Genomic DNA, 14,974 nt, shown 5'->3' on the forward strand with positions numbered 1-14,974 from the left:
TGGGTTGCATACCTCGTGTGATCGCGCACCGGGCTCCAACCCCCGCAGTTCGTAGGCACCAAGGCGCCGGAGGCGCGTCACCGTGGACCCGGTGATCATCGTCGGGGCGGGCCCGGTCGGGCTCGCCCTGTCGTTGGCTCTGGCACGGCACGCGGTCCCCACCGTCCTCCTCGACGACCGGCCCGCCGGCGACGCCGAGGAGGACGGCAGGCCCGCCGGCCCGCGCCCGGCCCGTACCGCCGTGCTGCGCCCGCACACCACCGCGTTCCTCGACCGCCTCGGCGCCGCCGGCGTCCGGGAGCGCGGCGCCCTCTTCACCGGCTGGCGCGTGCTGCGCGGCGGCCGGACGCAGGTGCGGGTGGAGTTCGGCGACCGGGGCGGGCCGGCGCCGCTGCACCTCTCGCAGCACGCCCTCACCACCGCGCTGGCCGCCCTCGCCGACCACTCCAAGCACGTCGAGGTCTTCCGCGGCAGCAAGGCGACGGAGCTGCGGCAGGAGCCGTACGGCGTCCACGTCCGCACCCGGGCCGGGACATGGTGGCGCGGCAGCTGGCTCGTCGGCTGCGACGGCGCCCGCTCGACCGTGCGCAAGCTGCTGGAGGTGCCGTACGCCGGCCGCACCGCCGTCGAACGGCACGCCGTCGCCGCCGTCCGGGCCGACCTGCCGTGGCCCGGCGAGGGCGTCCTGTACCGCGGCACGCCGCGCAGCGGGCCCGGCCCCGAGTGCGTCGCCCGGCCGCTGGGCGACGACCGGTGGCGGCTCGACTGGCTGCTGCCGCCCGGCGGCGGCGTCGTCACCCCGGAGGCCCTCGTCGCCCGGCTGGAGGCCACGCTGCGCACCTGGACGGGCAGCCGCCACCCGTCGTACGAACTCCTCGACACCGGCGTGCACACGGTCCACCACCGGCTCGCCCGCCGCTGGCGCCGCGGCCGGGCGCTGCTCGCGGGCGACGCCGCCCACCTCGTGGGCTCCCTCGGCACCCAGCCGCTCGACGAGGGCCTCGCCGACGCCGAGAACCTCGCCTGGAAGCTCGGCCGCGCCTGGCACCAGGCCGGCCGCGACGACTCCGGCGACGACCTCGTCGACACCTACGTCACCGAGCGCCGCGGCGCGATCAGCGCCCGGCTGCGCGCCGCCGACCAGGTCCGCCCGCTGCTGCGGCGCGCGGGCGGGCTGCGGGCGGCGGTGCGCGGCCGGACGGCGGCGGAGCTGCTGACGGACGGTCACCTGGGGCGCGGCCGCATCGGCGGTCCGCCGGTGTACGACACGGCGCCGGCCGGCCTGGACGGGGCGGTGGCGGTGGACACGGCGCCCGGCGCCCGGGTCGCCGACGTGCCGGTGACCGCCCCGGACGGCTGGACGGGGCGGCTCTCCGACCGGCTGGGGGGTGACCCGCTGCTGGTGCTCGTCGCCCCGGGCACCCGCGTCTACGACCGCGGCCGGTGGCTCCAGGCCGGACTGATGCCGGGGCTGGTCCGGCTGGTCGGCGAACTCCCCGTCCGCGCCCGGCTGCTGGTCGCGGAGGCGTATCCGGGAGCGGCGCCGCACACCGTGCTGTACATCCGCCCGGACGGGCACCTGATGGCGGCGGTGGCGGGGGTACGGGAGGGGCCGCTGCGGCTGTGCGCGAACCGGATGCTGGGGCGGGCGGACGACGCGGAGGAGTAGGGCGGCGGCCCGGGCCCGGGCCGCGTCCGGCGCGCGGCCTGGCGGGACGCGGGGCGTTCGCGGGCCGCCCGCCCGTGTCCCGTACGGGCCGGGGGCGGCGGGCGCCGGAGCTACAGCCAGCCCGGCGACGTGTCGCCCTCGGCGACGATGACCGCCGGGCCGGTCATCTCCACCTCGCCGTCGGGGTGCTCGGTCACCACGAGCCGCCCGCCCGGCACGTCCACCGTGTACGTCTCGGGGCGGCCCGTCGCCGCCGGGTCCACGCCGTCGCGGCGGGCGGCGGCGACGGCCACCGCGCACGCGCCCGTACCGCACGAGCGGGTCTCTCCGGAGCCGCGCTCGTGGACCCGCATCGCCACGTGCCGCGGGCCGCAGTCCACGACGAACTCCACGTTCACCCCCGCCGGATACGCCGACGCGGGCGTGACCTCCGGCGCCTCGTACAGCCGTCCCGCGTCGGCCAGGGCGTCGACGAACGCCACCGCGTGCGGGTTGCCCATGCCGACGTTGCGCGCGGGCCAGCCGCGGCCGTCCACCGTGACCGTGACCTCGGCGTCCGGCCCGTCCGCGAGCGCCGCCCGGCCCATGCCGACCGTCACGTCGCCGTCCTTCGCCAGGTGCACCCGGCGTATGCCCGCGCGCGTGCCCACCGTCAGGTCGCCGGTCTCGACCAGCCCGGCGCGCTGCAGATAGCGCGCGAAGACCCGCACCCCGTTCCCGCACATCTCGGCGACGCCGCCGTCCGCGTTGCGGTAGTCCATGAACCACTCGGCGCCGGCGGCCAGCCGCCGCCCCTCCGGGTGCGCGTCGGACCGCACGACCCGCAGCAGGCCGTCGGCGCCGATGCCCGCCCGGCGGTCGCAGAGCCGGGCCACGTCGTCGGCGGACAGGTCGATGAGACCGGCGGGGTCCGGAACGATCACGAAGTCGTTCTCGGTGCCGTGTCCCTTGAGGTAGTGCAGCTGCTCGGTGCTCACGCTGCGATCGTAACCGCCCGGGCCGACAGCGCCCGGGCGTCCCGTGCCGGGCCCGCCTCGGGGCCCGCGCCGCTCACTGGAGGCGGGCCACCCGCCACACGGCCAGCGCGACGACGGCCGCCACCGCGGCCGCGTACAGCAGCGCGATCCGCCAGTCCGCCCGCCGCCCCGAGCCGCGCCGCGGCAGCCCGGGCAGCGCCAGCCCCACCCGGCGCGCGGCCATCAGCGCCCACCCGGCCGCGCAGCAGCTGATGAGCAGCCCGAGCATCGCCACGACCGGCCCGCCGCCGCCGAACTCGAAGGCCAGCGGGAACGCGAACATCAGCGAGCCGAGCGCGGCCAGCGCGACGATGGGGGCGAGCTGCCAGAAGCGCAGCAGGCTCGGCGGCCGCAGCTCGCGGAACGACTCCTGCTCCACGGGCTCCGAGGTCTCCGCGAGGTCCCCGGCGAGGTCGTCCGCGGGCTCCGCCACGGGCCCGGCGATCCGGTCGTCCCGCGGCTCCCGTCGACTGTCACGAGGGCCGGCCTCCATAGCCACGCGCCCTCCCAACCTCCGGCGACTTTCAGGCTTCACAGCTCGCTTTGATGATGGCACGCCCGGGAACACCCGCAGTGCCACCGGGGCGTCCCGATGCCATCACGTGATCAGCCTGTGACCGACCGTTCGAGTAGGTCCCACGCGGTGTCCGGAAGCCGGTCACGGTCGGCCTCCGAGCCGCTGATCCAGTGCACGCGCGGGTCGCGCCGGAACCACGTGTCCTGCCGCCGCGCGAACCTCCGGGTGGCCCTGACGGTCTCGTCCCGGGCCTCCGCTTCCGTACACCCGCCGGCCAGGAACGACAGCACCTGCTGGTACCCCAGGGCCCGGGAGGCCGTACGGCCCTCACGCAGCCCTTCCGCTTCCAGCCGCCGCACCTCCGCCACCAGACCGGCCCGCCACATCCGGTCCACCCGCCGCCCGATCCGGCCCGCCAGCTCGGGGCGCGGCACGGCGACGCCGATCTGGAACGTGTCGTAGACCGACTCGTGCGCGGGCAGGTTCGCCGTGAAGGGGCGGCCGGTGAGTTCGATCACCTCCAGCGCGCGGACGATCCGGCGGCCGTTCCCCGGCAGGATCGCGCGCGCCGCGTCCGGGTCGGCGGCGGCCAGCCGGGCGTGCAGCGGGCCGGGCCCGGCGGCCGTCAGCTCCGCCTCCAGCCGGGCGCGGACGGCGGGGTCGGTGCCGGGGAAGTCCATGGCGTCGACGGCCCCGCGCACGTACAGCCCGGAGCCGCCGACGAGCACGGCGGTGCGGCCGAGCGCGCCGAGCCGGTCGATCTCGGCGCGGGCCAGGCGCTGGTACTCGGCGACGCTGGCGGTCTCGGTGACGTCCCACACGTCGAGCAGGTGGTGCGGCACGCCCTGCCGCTCGGCGGGCGTCAGCTTGGCCGTACCGATGTTCATCCCCCGGTACAGCTGCATCGAGTCGGCGTTGACGATCTCGCCGCCGAGCCGCCGGGCGAGCGCGACGGCCAGGTCGGACTTGCCGGCGGCCGTGGGCCCGACGACCGCGACGACCCGGGCCCGGGGTGGGGTGTCTGTCACGCGGCAAGTCTCGCAAACAACGGGATGCCCCTCGAACGAGCGACGTGACGCGGAGCGCGCGGGGTCGTTTGCCGTTCCGAGGTTCCGAACGCCGGTTTACGGACCGGGCGCCCGGGGTGGCGCAATGAGCCGCTCCGGACGGGCGCGGGATTTCGCCCTCACGAGTCAGTTATGGAGTAGAAATGGGCGTTTTTGCCAGGCTTCTTCGTCGCGGCGGGACGAGCGGGGAGGGGCAGGCCGCGCGGGAGCAGGCCCCGGCCGCCGAACCGGAGGCCGCTCCCGCCGGGGCGGCCGTGACGGCCCCGGCGCGGCCGGAGACCGGCGGGGAACAGGAGGCCGCGGGTGCCGCGGGGATTCCGAAGCAGCAGTCGGCCGAGGGGGCCGCGGACAGCGACGCGGGCGACGAGGCCCGCAGGTAGGCCCGCCGGGAGGCGCGCGGCCCCGGGCGGGGCCGCGGCCTCCGGGCCGGGGACCCTCCGGCGGTCAGGACCAGGTGGCCACGAAGTAGCCCACGCCGTACGGGGCCTCCTCGTACAGCAGCGCGCCGCGCAGGCCGGCGTTCTCGGCGGCGCCCGCGGCGACCTGCCAGCAGGCGCGGCCCGTGGCCTGGAGGCCGGCGGCCAGCTCCGCGTCCAGGGCCGCCAGCGCCGCCGTGTCCGCCGCGCCGAGGGCGCGGGCGGCCTCCGCGTCGAAGCCGGCGGCGCGCTCGTCGTGGTAGCCGGGGGCCTTCGGGCCGCGGCGGGCGCTGCCGTCGCCCATGACCAGCAGCGCCACCCGCCCCGCCGCCGCGGCGATCTCCCGGCCCACCTCGGCGCAGCGGGCGCCCGGCAGCGGCTCACCGACGCCCAGCCCCTCCACGGGCGTGCCGTTCCACTCCGCCCGCTCCAGCAGCCAGGCACCCACCGCCAGCGACGGCGGCAGCTCCCGTTCGCCGGGATCCGGCTCCGGCTCCGCGCCGCCCGCCGCCCCGAGCCGTACGCCGAGGTCCACGCCGAAGCCCCGGAACGACCCCCGCGCCCCCCGCGGGTGCGGCCCCCGCCCGGCCTGCTCCGCGGGCCCGACCACGACCAGCACGTCCGGCCGCGCCGCCGCCAGCACCCCCACGGCGTCCATACACGCCGCTCTGAGGCCCTCCAGCTCGGCGGCGGCCCCGGAGGCCACCTCGGGCACCAGCAGGGGCGGACACGGGCAGCAGGCGGCGGCGACGAGCATGAGCCGCAGCCTAGCCGGACCGCCGCCCTCCGGCGCCCGCCGCCCGCGCGGCCGCCGGTCACGCCGGGCTCCCGCTCACGCCGGACTTCCGCTCACGCCGGGCCGCCGGTGCCTCCCGACGGGTCCGACCGGAGGTACCGGCGGCCGAGCGCCCGCAGGTGCGCGACCAGCTCCGGCGGCTCGCCGACGTGGAAGTCGAAGCCGAGCATGCCGATCCAGACCGCGACGGTCTCCAGGCTGTCGGCGCCGGTGACCAGGACCGAGTGGGATTCGTCGACGGTCTCGACCACCCCCACGGCCGGGTTGATCCGGGCCAGCACGTCGGCGGCCGGCGCGTCGACGGCGATGCGGGCGTGCACCTTCCACCCCGTCGAGGCGACGTCGCGCAGCACGAACGCGGCGTAGTCGCCGCCGTCGAGCGGCTCGGGGCTGAAGCGGGCGCCGCCGGGGGTGCGCAGGGTGATCCAGTCGGCGCGGTAGGCGCGCCATCCGCCGGACGGGCGCTGCCGGGCCACCACGTACCAGCGCTGCTGCCAGCTCACCAGGCGGTACGGGTCCGCCTCCGCCGGCTCTTCCCCGGCGCCGTAGCGGAACCTGATCCCCCGGTGGTCGCGGACGGCCGCCGCCAGCTCGGCCAGCAGGCCGGTGTCGACCGGCGGCGCCTCGACGTTGGTGGCGGTGTCGGCGGGGCCCACGTCGGTGCTGTCGTGCAGCGCGCGGACCCGGCGCCGCAGCCGGTCGGGCAGGACGTGCTCCAGCTTGCCCAGCGCCGTCGTGCTGGCCTCCTCCACCCCGCGCACCGTACGCACCGTGCCGAGGCCCACCGCGACGGCGACGGCCTCCTGGTCGTCCAGCAGCAGCGGCGGCAGCCGGCCGTGCTCGCCGAGGCGGTAGCCGCCGGCCGGGCCGCGGACGGAGTCGATCGGGTAGCCCAGCTCGCGCAGCCGCTCGATGTCCTTGCGCAGCGTCCGCTCGCCCACGTCGACCCGCGCGGCGAGGTCCGCGCCCGGCCAGGTGCCGCGGGTCTGGAGCAGCCCGAGAACGGCCAGCAGCCGGGCCGACGTTTCGAGCATCCCGCCCCCACAGGAAAAAAGATTTCAGCAGACCGGAGAATTCCGGAACGAAGCCTGCCGGAACCCCTCCTACCTTAGCCGCATGACCTTCGAAAACGCTCAGACCAGCGAGAACACCGAGATCACCGCCGCCGGGCCGGCCGTCCGCCCGTTCGAGATCGCCATCCCGCAGCCGGATCTCGACGACCTCGACCGCCGCCTCGCCGGCACCCGCTTCCCGGCCGCGGCGCCCGGCGACGACTGGGCGCAGGGGACCCCGGTGGCGTACCTGCGCGACATGGTCGAGTACTGGCGCACGTCCTTCGACTGGCGGGCGCAGGAGGCGCGGATGAACGCCTTTCCGCACTTTCTTACCGAGATCGACGGACAGACCATCCACTTCCTGCACGTCCGCTCGGCGCACCGGGACGCCACCCCGCTGCTGCTCACGCACACCTACCCGGGCTCGTTCGCCGACTTCCTCGACATGATCGGCCCCCTCACCGACCCCGAGGCGCACGGCGGCCGGGCCGACGAGGCGTTCCACGTCGTCATCCCCAGCCTGCCCGGCATGGGCTTCAGCACCCCCGTGGCCGAGGGCGGCTGGACCATGGAGCGGGTGGCGCGCACCTTCGACACCCTGATGCGCACCCTGGGCTACCGGTCGTACGGCGCCCACGGCTCGGACACCGGCGCCATGGTCTCCCGTGAGCTGGCCATGCTGAACCCCGAGGGCTTCCTCGGCGCCCACGTCCTGCAGCTGTTCTCCTTCCCCTCGGGCGACCCCGCCGAGTTCGAGAAGATGACCCCCGCCGACCACGCGGCGCTGGAGTTCGCCGGCTGGTTCAGCACCGTCAACGGCTTCGCCGGGATGAACGCCTCCCGCCCGCAGACCATCGCGGCGGCCCTCAGCGACTCGCCGGTGGGACAACTCGCGTACAACGAGCTGTTCGAGAACTTCGGCAACGGCACCAGCCTGCTCACCCGCGACCAGATCCTCACCCAGGTCAGCCTCTACTGGCTGACCAACACCTCCGCCGGCGCGGTCCGCTACCACCACGCCGAACGGGCGGTCGACCAGCGCGTCAACCACGGCCCGATCGGCGTCACGGTCTTCGCCGACGACTTCAGGTCCATGCGGCCCTTCGCGGAGCGCGACAACACCGACATCGTCTCCTGGACCGAACAGCCGCGCGGCGGCCACTTCGCCTCGATCGAGGTGCCCGACGTGCTGGCCGCCGAACTCCGCGCCTTCTACGCCGCCGGCCCCCGCGCCGGCGCCGCGTGAGCGACCCGGGATGACGGCGCGGGCCCCGGCGGTCGACCGGGGCCCGCGCCGGACGCGGTGGGGCCGGTCAGTGCGCCGCGCAGCCCTCCGCCGCCGGCAGCGGCTCCGGGACGCCCACCTTCGGCAGCCCCAGCAGCACACCCTTGCCGTCGCCCGCCGCCGGCCCGCCCTCCTGGCGGGCCGCCCAGGCGTCGCCGGAGCGGGTCCGCCGCACCGCCCGCGGCGGGGCCTCGGCCAGCAGGTGGTGGGGGGCCGCGTACGTGATCTCGACCGTCGCCATGTCGCCCGGCCGCACCGGCTCCTCCGGCCGCGCGAAGTGCACCAGCCGGTTGTCGGGCGCCCGGCCGGACAGCCGCCGGGTGGCGCCGTCCTTGCGGCCCTCGCCCTCCGCGACCATGACCTCCAGGACCCGGCCGACCTGCTTCTTGTTCTCGCCCCAGGAGATGTCCTCCTGGAGGGCCACCAGCCGCTCGTACCGCTCCTGCACGACCGCCTTCGGCACCTGCCCGGCCATCTCGGCCGCCGGCGTCCCCGGCCGCTTGGAGTACTGGAAGGTGAACGCCTGCGCGAAGCGCGCCTCGCGCACCACGTGCAGCGTCTCCTCGAAGTCCGCCTCGGTCTCGCCGGGGAAGCCCACGATGATGTCGGTGGTGATCGCCGCGTCCGGGATCGCGGCCCGCACCTTCCCGATGATCCCCAGATACCGCTCCTGCCGGTACGAGCGCCGCATCGCGCGCAGCACCGCGTCCGAGCCGGACTGCAACGGCATGTGCAGCTGCGGCATCACGTTCGGCGTCTCGGCCATCGCCTCGATCACGTCGTCCGTGAAGTCCCGCGGGTGCGGCGAGGTGAAGCGCACCCGCTCCAGTCCCTCGATCCGGCCGCAGGCCCGCAGCAGCTTGCCGAACGCCTGCCGGTCGCCGATGTCGGACCCGTACGCGTTGACGTTCTGCCCCAGCAGCGTGATCTCGCTGACGCCCTCCGCGACCAGCGCCTCGACCTCGGCGAGGATGTCGCCGCTGCGGCGGTCCTTCTCCTTGCCGCGCAGCGCGGGGACGATGCAGAACGTGCAGGTGTTGTTGCACCCGACGGAGACCGAGACCCACGCGGCGTACGGGCTCTCCCGCCGCGTCGGCAGCGTGGAGGGGAACGCCTCCAGCGACTCGGCGATCTCGACCTGCGCCTCCCGGGCCACCCGCGCGCGCTCCAGCAGCACCGGCAGCTTGCCGACGTTGTGCGTGCCGAAGACGACGTCGACGTACGGGGCGCGGCGCACGATCGTGTCGCGGTCCTTCTGCGCCAGGCAGCCGCCGACCGCGATCTGCATGCCGGGCTTGGCGGCCTTCTGCGGGGCGAGCTGCCCGAGGTTGCCGTACAGCCGGTTGTCGGCGTTCTCGCGCACCGCACAGGTGTTGAACACGACGACGTCGGCGGTGGTGCCGGAACCCGGCTCCGCGCGGACGTAGCCGGCCTGTTCCAGCAGCCCGGACATCCGTTCGCTGTCATGGACGTTCATCTGGCAACCGAACGTCCTGACCTCGTACGTGCGCGGCTGTGCGACTTCCTCGGGCATGCCAGCGATCATCCAAACGGCGACGGGGGTTCCGGACGGGCCGCCGCTGCGGCCCGTCCGTCAGTCTACGGCTTCGGCGGCCGCCTCAGCCGGCCTGTCCCGCGGGGGCGTACCGCCTCAGCTCGGCGGCCAGCTCCTCGTGCACCAGGGCCTTGAGCAGCGTGCCCGCGGCCGTGTGCTCCTCGACGAGCACCTCGCCCTCGGAGTGCACCCGGGAGACGAGCGCGCCCTTGGTGTACGGCACCTCGGCCTCGATCTGCACCTGCGGGCGCGGCAGCTCGACGTCGATGAGCGCCTTCAGCTCCTCGACGCCGTCGCCGGTCGCGGCCGAGACCGCGATCGCCCGCGGCTCCATGCGCAGCAGCCGGCGCAGCACGTCCGGCTCGGCGATGTCCGCCTTGTTGATCACGACGATCTCGGGCACGGACGTCGCGTCCACGTCGCGGATCACCTCGCGCACGCTCACGAGCTGCTCCTCGGGCGCCGGGTGCGAGCCGTCGACCACGTGCAGGATCAGGTCGGCGTCGCCGACCTCCTCCATCGTGGAGCGGAACGCCTCGACGAGGTGGTGCGGCAGGTGCCGTACGAAGCCGACGGTGTCCGCCAGCGTGTACAGCCGCCCGCTGGGCGTCTCGGCGCGGCGGACGGTCGGGTCGAGGGTGGCGAACAGTGCGTTCTCCACCAGCACGCCCGCGCCCGTCAGCCGGTTGAGCAGCGAGGACTTGCCCGCGTTCGTATAGCCCGCAATGGCGACCGACGGCACGTGGTGGCGCTTGCGCTCCTGCCGCTTGACGTCCCGGCCGGTCTTCATGGCCGCGATCTCGCGGCGGAGCTTCGCCATCTTCTCGCGGATGCGCCGCCGGTCCGTCTCGATCTTCGTCTCGCCGGGCCCGCGGGTGGCCATGCCGCCGCCCGCGGAGCCCGAGCCGCCGCCGCCCATCTGCCGGGACAGCGACTGGCCCCAGCCGCGCAGCCGCGGCAGCATGTACTGCATCTGCGCGAGCGCGACCTGCGCCTTGCCCTCGCGGGACTTGGCGTGCTGGGCGAAGATGTCGAGGATCAGCGCGGTGCGGTCCACGACCTTGACCTTGACCACGTCTTCGAGGTGGATCAGCTGGCCGGGGCTCAGCTCACCGTCGCAGACGACCGTGTCGGCCGCGGTCTCGATCACGAGGTCGCGCAGCTCCAGCGCCTTGCCGGAGCCGATGTACGTCGCGGGGTCGGGGCGGTCGCGGCGCTGCACCACGCCGTCGAGCACGACCGCGCCGGCCGTCTCGGCGAGCGCGGCCAGCTCCGCGAGCGAGTTCTCGGCGTCCCGGGCCGTACCGGAGGTCCACACGCCGACGAGCACGACCCGCTCCAGCCGCAGCTGCCGGTACTCGACCTCGGTGACGTCCTCCAGCTCGGTCGACAGACCGGTCACGCGGCGCAGCGCCGCGCGGTCCTCCCGGTCGAACTGGTCGCCGTCGCGAGCTGCGTCGGATCCGGGACTCCACGCGGCTTCGGCTTCCATGAGGGCGTCGGCACGCAGGCCTTCCGGAAGACGCTGGTCGTCCTGGGGAAGGTGGGTGGGAGAAGTCATCGGATCCTTGTCTGTGAGAGGAGATGTGCCTTACCGACAACGCCCCGCACACCGGGAGGATTCCCCGCACGGCGGGCGTCGCGGCATCCATGATGGTCGCACGCCGTGGCACGCGCGTCACCCGCTTTACGGCCCGTACGCCCCGCGTACGCGTCCCCTCACCGCGCCGGCTCCGCCGCCTGCCAGCGCGGGTGGCCCGGCATCGGCGGGGTGCGCTCCCCGTACAGCCAGGGGTGCAGGAAGCCCTCCAGGTCGCGGCCCGCGACCTCGGAGGCGAGGGCGACGAAGTCCGCGGTGCCGGCGGTGCCGTCCCGGTGGCGCGTCACCCACGCCCGCTCCAGCTCCGCGAACGCCGCCGCGCCGATCTCCTGGCGCAGCGCGTACAGCACGAGCGCGCTGCCGTCGTAGACCACCGGCCGGAACAGCTCCAGCTGCCCGCCGCCCGCGGGCTTCCGCGGCGCGGCCGGGGGGCCGCCGTCGGCGCGCCAGCGGTCGGACTGCTCGTACGCGCGGCGCATCCGGCGCTCCAGGCTGCCGGGGTCGTGCCGCTCGTCGGTGAAGAGGGCCTCGTACCAGGTGGCGTGGCCCTCGTTCAGCCACAGGTCCGACCACCGGCGCGGCGTCACGCTGTTCCCGAACCACTGGTGCGCCAGCTCGTGCACCAGCACACCCTCGCCGCGCTCCGGATTCCGGGCGACGGCCCGCAGGAAGTCGCGGCCGAAGAGCGACAGGGTCTGGGTCTCCAGCGCGAAGCCCATCGGCGCGTCCACGGACAGCACGCCGTACGTGGCCAGCGGATAGCGGCCCACGCGCCGCTCCATCCAGGCGATGTGCGCGGGCGTGCGGTCGACGACGGCGCGGGCGGCGCGCCGGTCGCGCTCGGGCACCACGTGGCGCAGCGGCAGCCCGTGCGGGCCGGTGTCGTACAGCACGGCGGAGCGGCCGATGGACACCTGGGCCAGCTCGGTGGCCATGGGATGAGCGGTGCGGTACGTCCACGTGGTGCGCGCGCCGCCGCGCTCGCGGCCGAGGCGCAGGCCGTTGGCGACGACGGTGAGGTCCTCGGGGGCGGTGACGCGGAAGGTGAAGCGGGCCTTGTCGGCGGGGTGGTCGTTGCCGGGGAAGACGCGGTGGGCGGCGTCGGCCTGGTTGGCCATCGCCAGCCCGTCGCGGGTACGGACCCAGCCGCCGCCCGTGCCGCGGGGGTCGCTGGTGTGCCGTACGGCGATGCGCACCCGCTCGCCGGGGTGGAGGGCGCGGGCGGGGGTGACGACGAGGTCCTCGCCGGCGCGGGCGTGTGCGGCGGGGCGGCCGTTGACGGTGACGTCCCGGACGGTGCCGTGGGTGAAGTCGAGGTTGACGCGGGACAGCCGGTCGGTGACGCGGGCGGTGATCTCGGTGCGGGCGGTCAGGGGGACGTCGTTGCGGCCGCGGTAGGTGAGCGCGATGTCGTAGCCGAGGACGTCGTAGCCGGGGTTGCCGAGGTGCGGGAAGAGGGGGTCGCCGATACCGGCGGGGCGGGGCGGCGGCCGGTCGGCGGGGGCGGCGGGCGCGGTGGAGGCGGCGGGCGCCGCGGCGAGGGTGGCGGGGACGGCGAGGACGACGGCGGCGAGCAGGGCGTGGCGCACCGGGCGGCGCCGGCGGACGGAGCGGAGCATGCGCTACCGCTATCAGCGGGCCGGCGCCGCGCGGGGCCGACGCGGCAGCGGTGCACTCTAACGAGTGCGGGCGCGCAGGCCGGGCGCCTGCCGCGCCGCCCCCGGCGGGTGCTGGGCCCGGGAGACGTCGTACACCCCGGGCACCCGGCGCATCGCGCGCATCAGGCCCGGCAGCTCCGCCGGGTCGGGGAGCTGGAGCGTGTACGTGTGCCGCACCCGCTGCTGGCGCGGCGGCTCGACGTCGGCGGCGACGATGGCGACGCCCGCGGCGGCGATGGCCTCGGTGAGGTCGGCGAGCAGGTGGGCGCGTACGAACGCCTCGGCCCGGAGCGTCACCCGCAGGGCGGCGGGCGGGGCGCCCTCGCCCGTACGCCAGTGGACGCGCAGCTCGGCGCGGCCGGCGGTGGCCATCCGGGCGACGGCGGCGCACCCCACCCGGTGCACCGCGACGGCGCCGCCGCGGACGACGAAGCCGGTGACGGCGTCGGGGGGCACGGGCGTACAGCAGCGGGCGAGGCGGAGCGTGGCGTCCGGCAGCTCGGCGACGGCGGGCTCGGCGGCGCGCAGGTCGTCGCGCAGGGTGTCGTGCGGGGCGTCGTGGGGGCCGACGCGGCGGTCGTCCGGAGCGCTGTCGGGGGCGCCGTCAGGAGCGCCGCCGGGCGGATCCGCGGGCGGGGGTTCCTCCGCACCGTCCGCCGCGCTCCCGCCCGGCGACCCGGGCGCGGGCGGCGGGGCCGCGGGAAGCGCGGCGCCGGGCGGCGCCGGGTCGGCGGGGTGCGCCGCCGGGTGGTCCGCCAGCCAGCGCGTGATGGCGATCCGCGCCGCCGGCGTCTGGGCGTGGTCCAGCCACTCCGGCGCCGGGCCCGACGCCTCCGGCGCCAGCAGCAGCGCCAGCGCGTCGCCGTCCGCCAGCCGCGTCCCGAGGCCGGCCAGCCGCCCGTTGACGCGGGCGCCCACCAGCGTGTGCGCCGTCTCGCCGTGCCCCGCGTACGCCGCGTCCACGCAACTCGCGCCCGCGGGCAGCACCAGCGGCCCGCCCGGGTCGCAGACGACGGTGATCTCCTGGTCCGGGGCCAGGTCCTCGCGTAAAGCCGACCAGAACGCGTCGGGGTCGGGTGTGGACCGCTGCCACTCCAGCAGCCGCTTCAGCCAGTCGCCGACCTGACCGGCCGCGGGCCGCGCCAGCGGGCTCGTCAGCGCCACCACGCCGGCCTCGGCGACGCGGTGCATCTGGCGGCTGCGTACCAGCGTCTCGACGACGTACCCGCGCTGGTCCGCGACGGCCGTGTGCAGCGACTGGTAGAGGTTGAACTTCGGTACCGCGATGAAGTCCTTGAACTCCGCGGGCACGGGGGTGAAGCACGTGTGCAGCTCGCCCAGCACCGCGTAGCAGTCGGCCGCCTCCGGGACCAGCACGAGCAGCCGGCCGAAGTCCGTACCGCGCAGCTCCCCGCGCTTCTTCAGCGCGCGGTGCACCGAGACGATGTGCCGCGGCCGGATGGCGACGTCGGCGGTGATGCCGGCGGCGTGCAGCACCTCGCGCAGCTCGGCCGCGGTCTCCTGGAGCGGGTCGGGCCGGCCGGCGTGGGCGCGCAGCAGCTCGCGGCTGCGCGCGTAGTCCTCGGGGTGCAGGACGGCGAAGACCAGGTCCTCCAGCTCCGTCTTGATCGCCTGCACGCCGAGCCGCTCGGCCAGGGGGATCAGCACGTCGCGGGTGACCTTCGCGATGCGCACCTGCTTCTCGCGCCGCATCACGCCCAGCGTGCGCATGTTGTGCAGCCGGTCCGCCAGCTTGATCGACATGACCCGCACGTCGCTGCCCGTCGCCACCAGCATCTTGCGGAACGTCTCGGGCTCGGCGGCGGCGCCGTAGTCCACCTTCTCCAGCTTGGTGACGCCGTCGACGAGGTACGCCACCTCCTCGCCGAAGCCGGACCGCACCTGGTCGAGCGTCACCTCGGTGTCCTCGACGGTGTCGTGGAGCAGCGAGGCCGTCAACGTCGTGGTCTCGGCGCCCAGTTCGGCGAGGATCAGGGTGACGGCCAGCGGGTGCGTGATGTACGGGTCGCCGCTCTTGCGCGTCTGGCCGCGGTGCGCGTCCTCGGCGAGCAGGTACGCCGTGCGCAGCGCGGCGATGTCCGCGTCGGGGTGGAAACCGCGGTGCGCCTTGGCCACGTGCTCCAGCGCGTGCGGCAGGCCGCCGCGGGACGACGCGCCGCCCAGCAGGGCCACGCGGCCCAGCCGGCGGAGATCGAGGCGGGCCCTGCCGCGTCGGCGGGCGCCGCCCGCCGGATCGCCCGGACTGTGGACCTCTGCGCTCAATCGGCACCTCCGGCAGCTCACCGGCTCCCGTGCCGGTACTTGATGCTACCGAGCCCA

General features: G+C 75.9%; 12 protein-coding genes. 3 read left to right on the top strand and 9 right to left on the bottom strand.

Annotated features, from left to right (window positions below):
- Window positions 1-82 precede the first annotated feature (82 nt).
- Complete coding sequence (locus tag ACHZ99_RS13605; protein ID WP_420304786.1) at window positions 83-1,669, top strand: FAD-dependent monooxygenase; 1,587 nt, start codon at window positions 83-85, stop codon at window positions 1,667-1,669.
- Window positions 1,670-1,779: 110 nt separating this feature from the next.
- Here ACHZ99_RS13605 and dapF read toward each other — a convergent pair whose 3' ends face one another.
- The 3 genes from dapF to miaA form a co-directional block, all read right to left on the bottom strand.
- The gene (gene dapF / locus ACHZ99_RS13610) at window positions 1,780-2,646 is read right to left on the bottom strand and encodes a diaminopimelate epimerase (protein ID WP_420304787.1); all 867 of its coding nucleotides are present in this window, start codon (window positions 2,644-2,646) and stop codon (window positions 1,780-1,782) included.
- A gap of 73 nt (window positions 2,647-2,719) precedes the next feature.
- Window positions 2,720-3,178, bottom strand: a complete 459-nt coding sequence (locus tag ACHZ99_RS13615) for a hypothetical protein (RefSeq protein ID WP_420305202.1) — start codon at window positions 3,176-3,178, stop codon at window positions 2,720-2,722.
- Between the two features lie 113 nt (window positions 3,179-3,291).
- Entirely contained in the window at window positions 3,292-4,230 is a 939-nt protein-coding gene (miaA, locus tag ACHZ99_RS13620) for a tRNA (adenosine(37)-N6)-dimethylallyltransferase MiaA (RefSeq protein WP_420304788.1), read from the bottom strand.
- Between the two features lie 182 nt (window positions 4,231-4,412).
- On the opposite strand from miaA, the gene ACHZ99_RS13625 reads away from it, so the two are divergent.
- Entirely contained in the window at window positions 4,413-4,649 is a 237-nt protein-coding gene (locus ACHZ99_RS13625; RefSeq protein WP_420304789.1) for a hypothetical protein, read from the top strand.
- 64 nt (window positions 4,650-4,713) lie between these two features.
- Here ACHZ99_RS13625 and ACHZ99_RS13630 read toward each other — a convergent pair whose 3' ends face one another.
- Both ACHZ99_RS13630 and ACHZ99_RS13635 read right to left on the bottom strand, forming a co-directional pair.
- Window positions 4,714-5,442 (bottom strand): class III extradiol dioxygenase subunit B-like domain-containing protein, encoded by a 729-nt coding sequence (locus tag ACHZ99_RS13630; RefSeq protein ID WP_420304790.1) that lies wholly within the window; start codon window positions 5,440-5,442, stop codon window positions 4,714-4,716.
- A gap of 92 nt (window positions 5,443-5,534) precedes the next feature.
- Window positions 5,535-6,515, bottom strand: a complete 981-nt coding sequence (locus tag ACHZ99_RS13635) for a helix-turn-helix transcriptional regulator (RefSeq protein ID WP_420304791.1) — start codon at window positions 6,513-6,515, stop codon at window positions 5,535-5,537.
- 82 nt (window positions 6,516-6,597) lie between these two features.
- On the opposite strand from ACHZ99_RS13635, the gene ACHZ99_RS13640 reads away from it, so the two are divergent.
- A complete protein-coding gene (locus tag ACHZ99_RS13640; RefSeq protein ID WP_420304792.1) occupies window positions 6,598-7,782 on the top strand; it encodes an epoxide hydrolase family protein in 1,185 nt (394 codons plus the stop codon).
- A 67-nt stretch (window positions 7,783-7,849) separates the two neighbouring features.
- On the opposite strand, the gene miaB is transcribed toward ACHZ99_RS13640, so the two are convergent.
- From miaB to ACHZ99_RS13660, 4 genes are all read right to left on the bottom strand, one after another.
- Window positions 7,850-9,355, bottom strand: coding sequence for a tRNA (N6-isopentenyl adenosine(37)-C2)-methylthiotransferase MiaB (miaB, locus tag ACHZ99_RS13645; RefSeq protein ID WP_420304793.1), 1,506 nt, complete (start codon window positions 9,353-9,355; stop codon window positions 7,850-7,852).
- Between the two features lie 85 nt (window positions 9,356-9,440).
- A complete protein-coding gene (hflX, locus tag ACHZ99_RS13650) occupies window positions 9,441-10,937 on the bottom strand; it encodes a GTPase HflX (RefSeq protein WP_420304794.1) in 1,497 nt (498 codons plus the stop codon).
- 158 nt (window positions 10,938-11,095) lie between these two features.
- On the bottom strand, window positions 11,096-12,595 hold the full coding sequence (locus ACHZ99_RS13655) for a M1 family metallopeptidase (RefSeq protein ID WP_420304795.1): 1,500 nt from the start codon (window positions 12,593-12,595) through the stop codon (window positions 11,096-11,098).
- A 57-nt stretch (window positions 12,596-12,652) separates the two neighbouring features.
- Window positions 12,653-14,917, bottom strand: coding sequence for a RelA/SpoT family protein (locus ACHZ99_RS13660; protein ID WP_420304796.1), 2,265 nt, complete (start codon window positions 14,915-14,917; stop codon window positions 12,653-12,655).
- Window positions 14,918-14,974 lie beyond the last annotated feature (57 nt).

Origin of the sequence: Streptomyces sp. MAR4 CNX-425 (genome assembly GCF_048656465.1) — a bacterium.
In the GTDB taxonomy this organism is placed as follows: domain Bacteria; phylum Actinomycetota; class Actinomycetes; order Streptomycetales; family Streptomycetaceae; genus Streptomyces.

Bases quoted from the DNA above. Each gene is read 5' to 3' on its own strand.
- ACHZ99_RS13615 (WP_420305202.1), bottom strand. From the start codon at position 3,178: ATGGAGGCCGGCCCTCGTGACAGTCGACGGGAGCCGCGGGACGACCGG.
- ACHZ99_RS13625 (WP_420304789.1), top strand. From the start codon at position 4,413: ATGGGCGTTTTTGCCAGGCTTCTTCGTCGCGGCGGGACGAGCGGGGAG.
- ACHZ99_RS13630 (WP_420304790.1), bottom strand. From the start codon at position 5,442: ATGCTCGTCGCCGCCGCCTGCTGCCCGTGTCCGCCCCTGCTGGTGCCC.
- ACHZ99_RS13635 (WP_420304791.1), bottom strand. From the start codon at position 6,515: ATGCTCGAAACGTCGGCCCGGCTGCTGGCCGTTCTCGGGCTGCTCCAG.
- ACHZ99_RS13640 (WP_420304792.1), top strand. From the start codon at position 6,598: ATGACCTTCGAAAACGCTCAGACCAGCGAGAACACCGAGATCACCGCC.
- miaB (WP_420304793.1), bottom strand. From the start codon at position 9,355: ATGCCCGAGGAAGTCGCACAGCCGCGCACGTACGAGGTCAGGACGTTC.
- hflX (WP_420304794.1), bottom strand. From the start codon at position 10,937: ATGACTTCTCCCACCCACCTTCCCCAGGACGACCAGCGTCTTCCGGAA.
- ACHZ99_RS13655 (WP_420304795.1), bottom strand. From the start codon at position 12,595: ATGCTCCGCTCCGTCCGCCGGCGCCGCCCGGTGCGCCACGCCCTGCTC.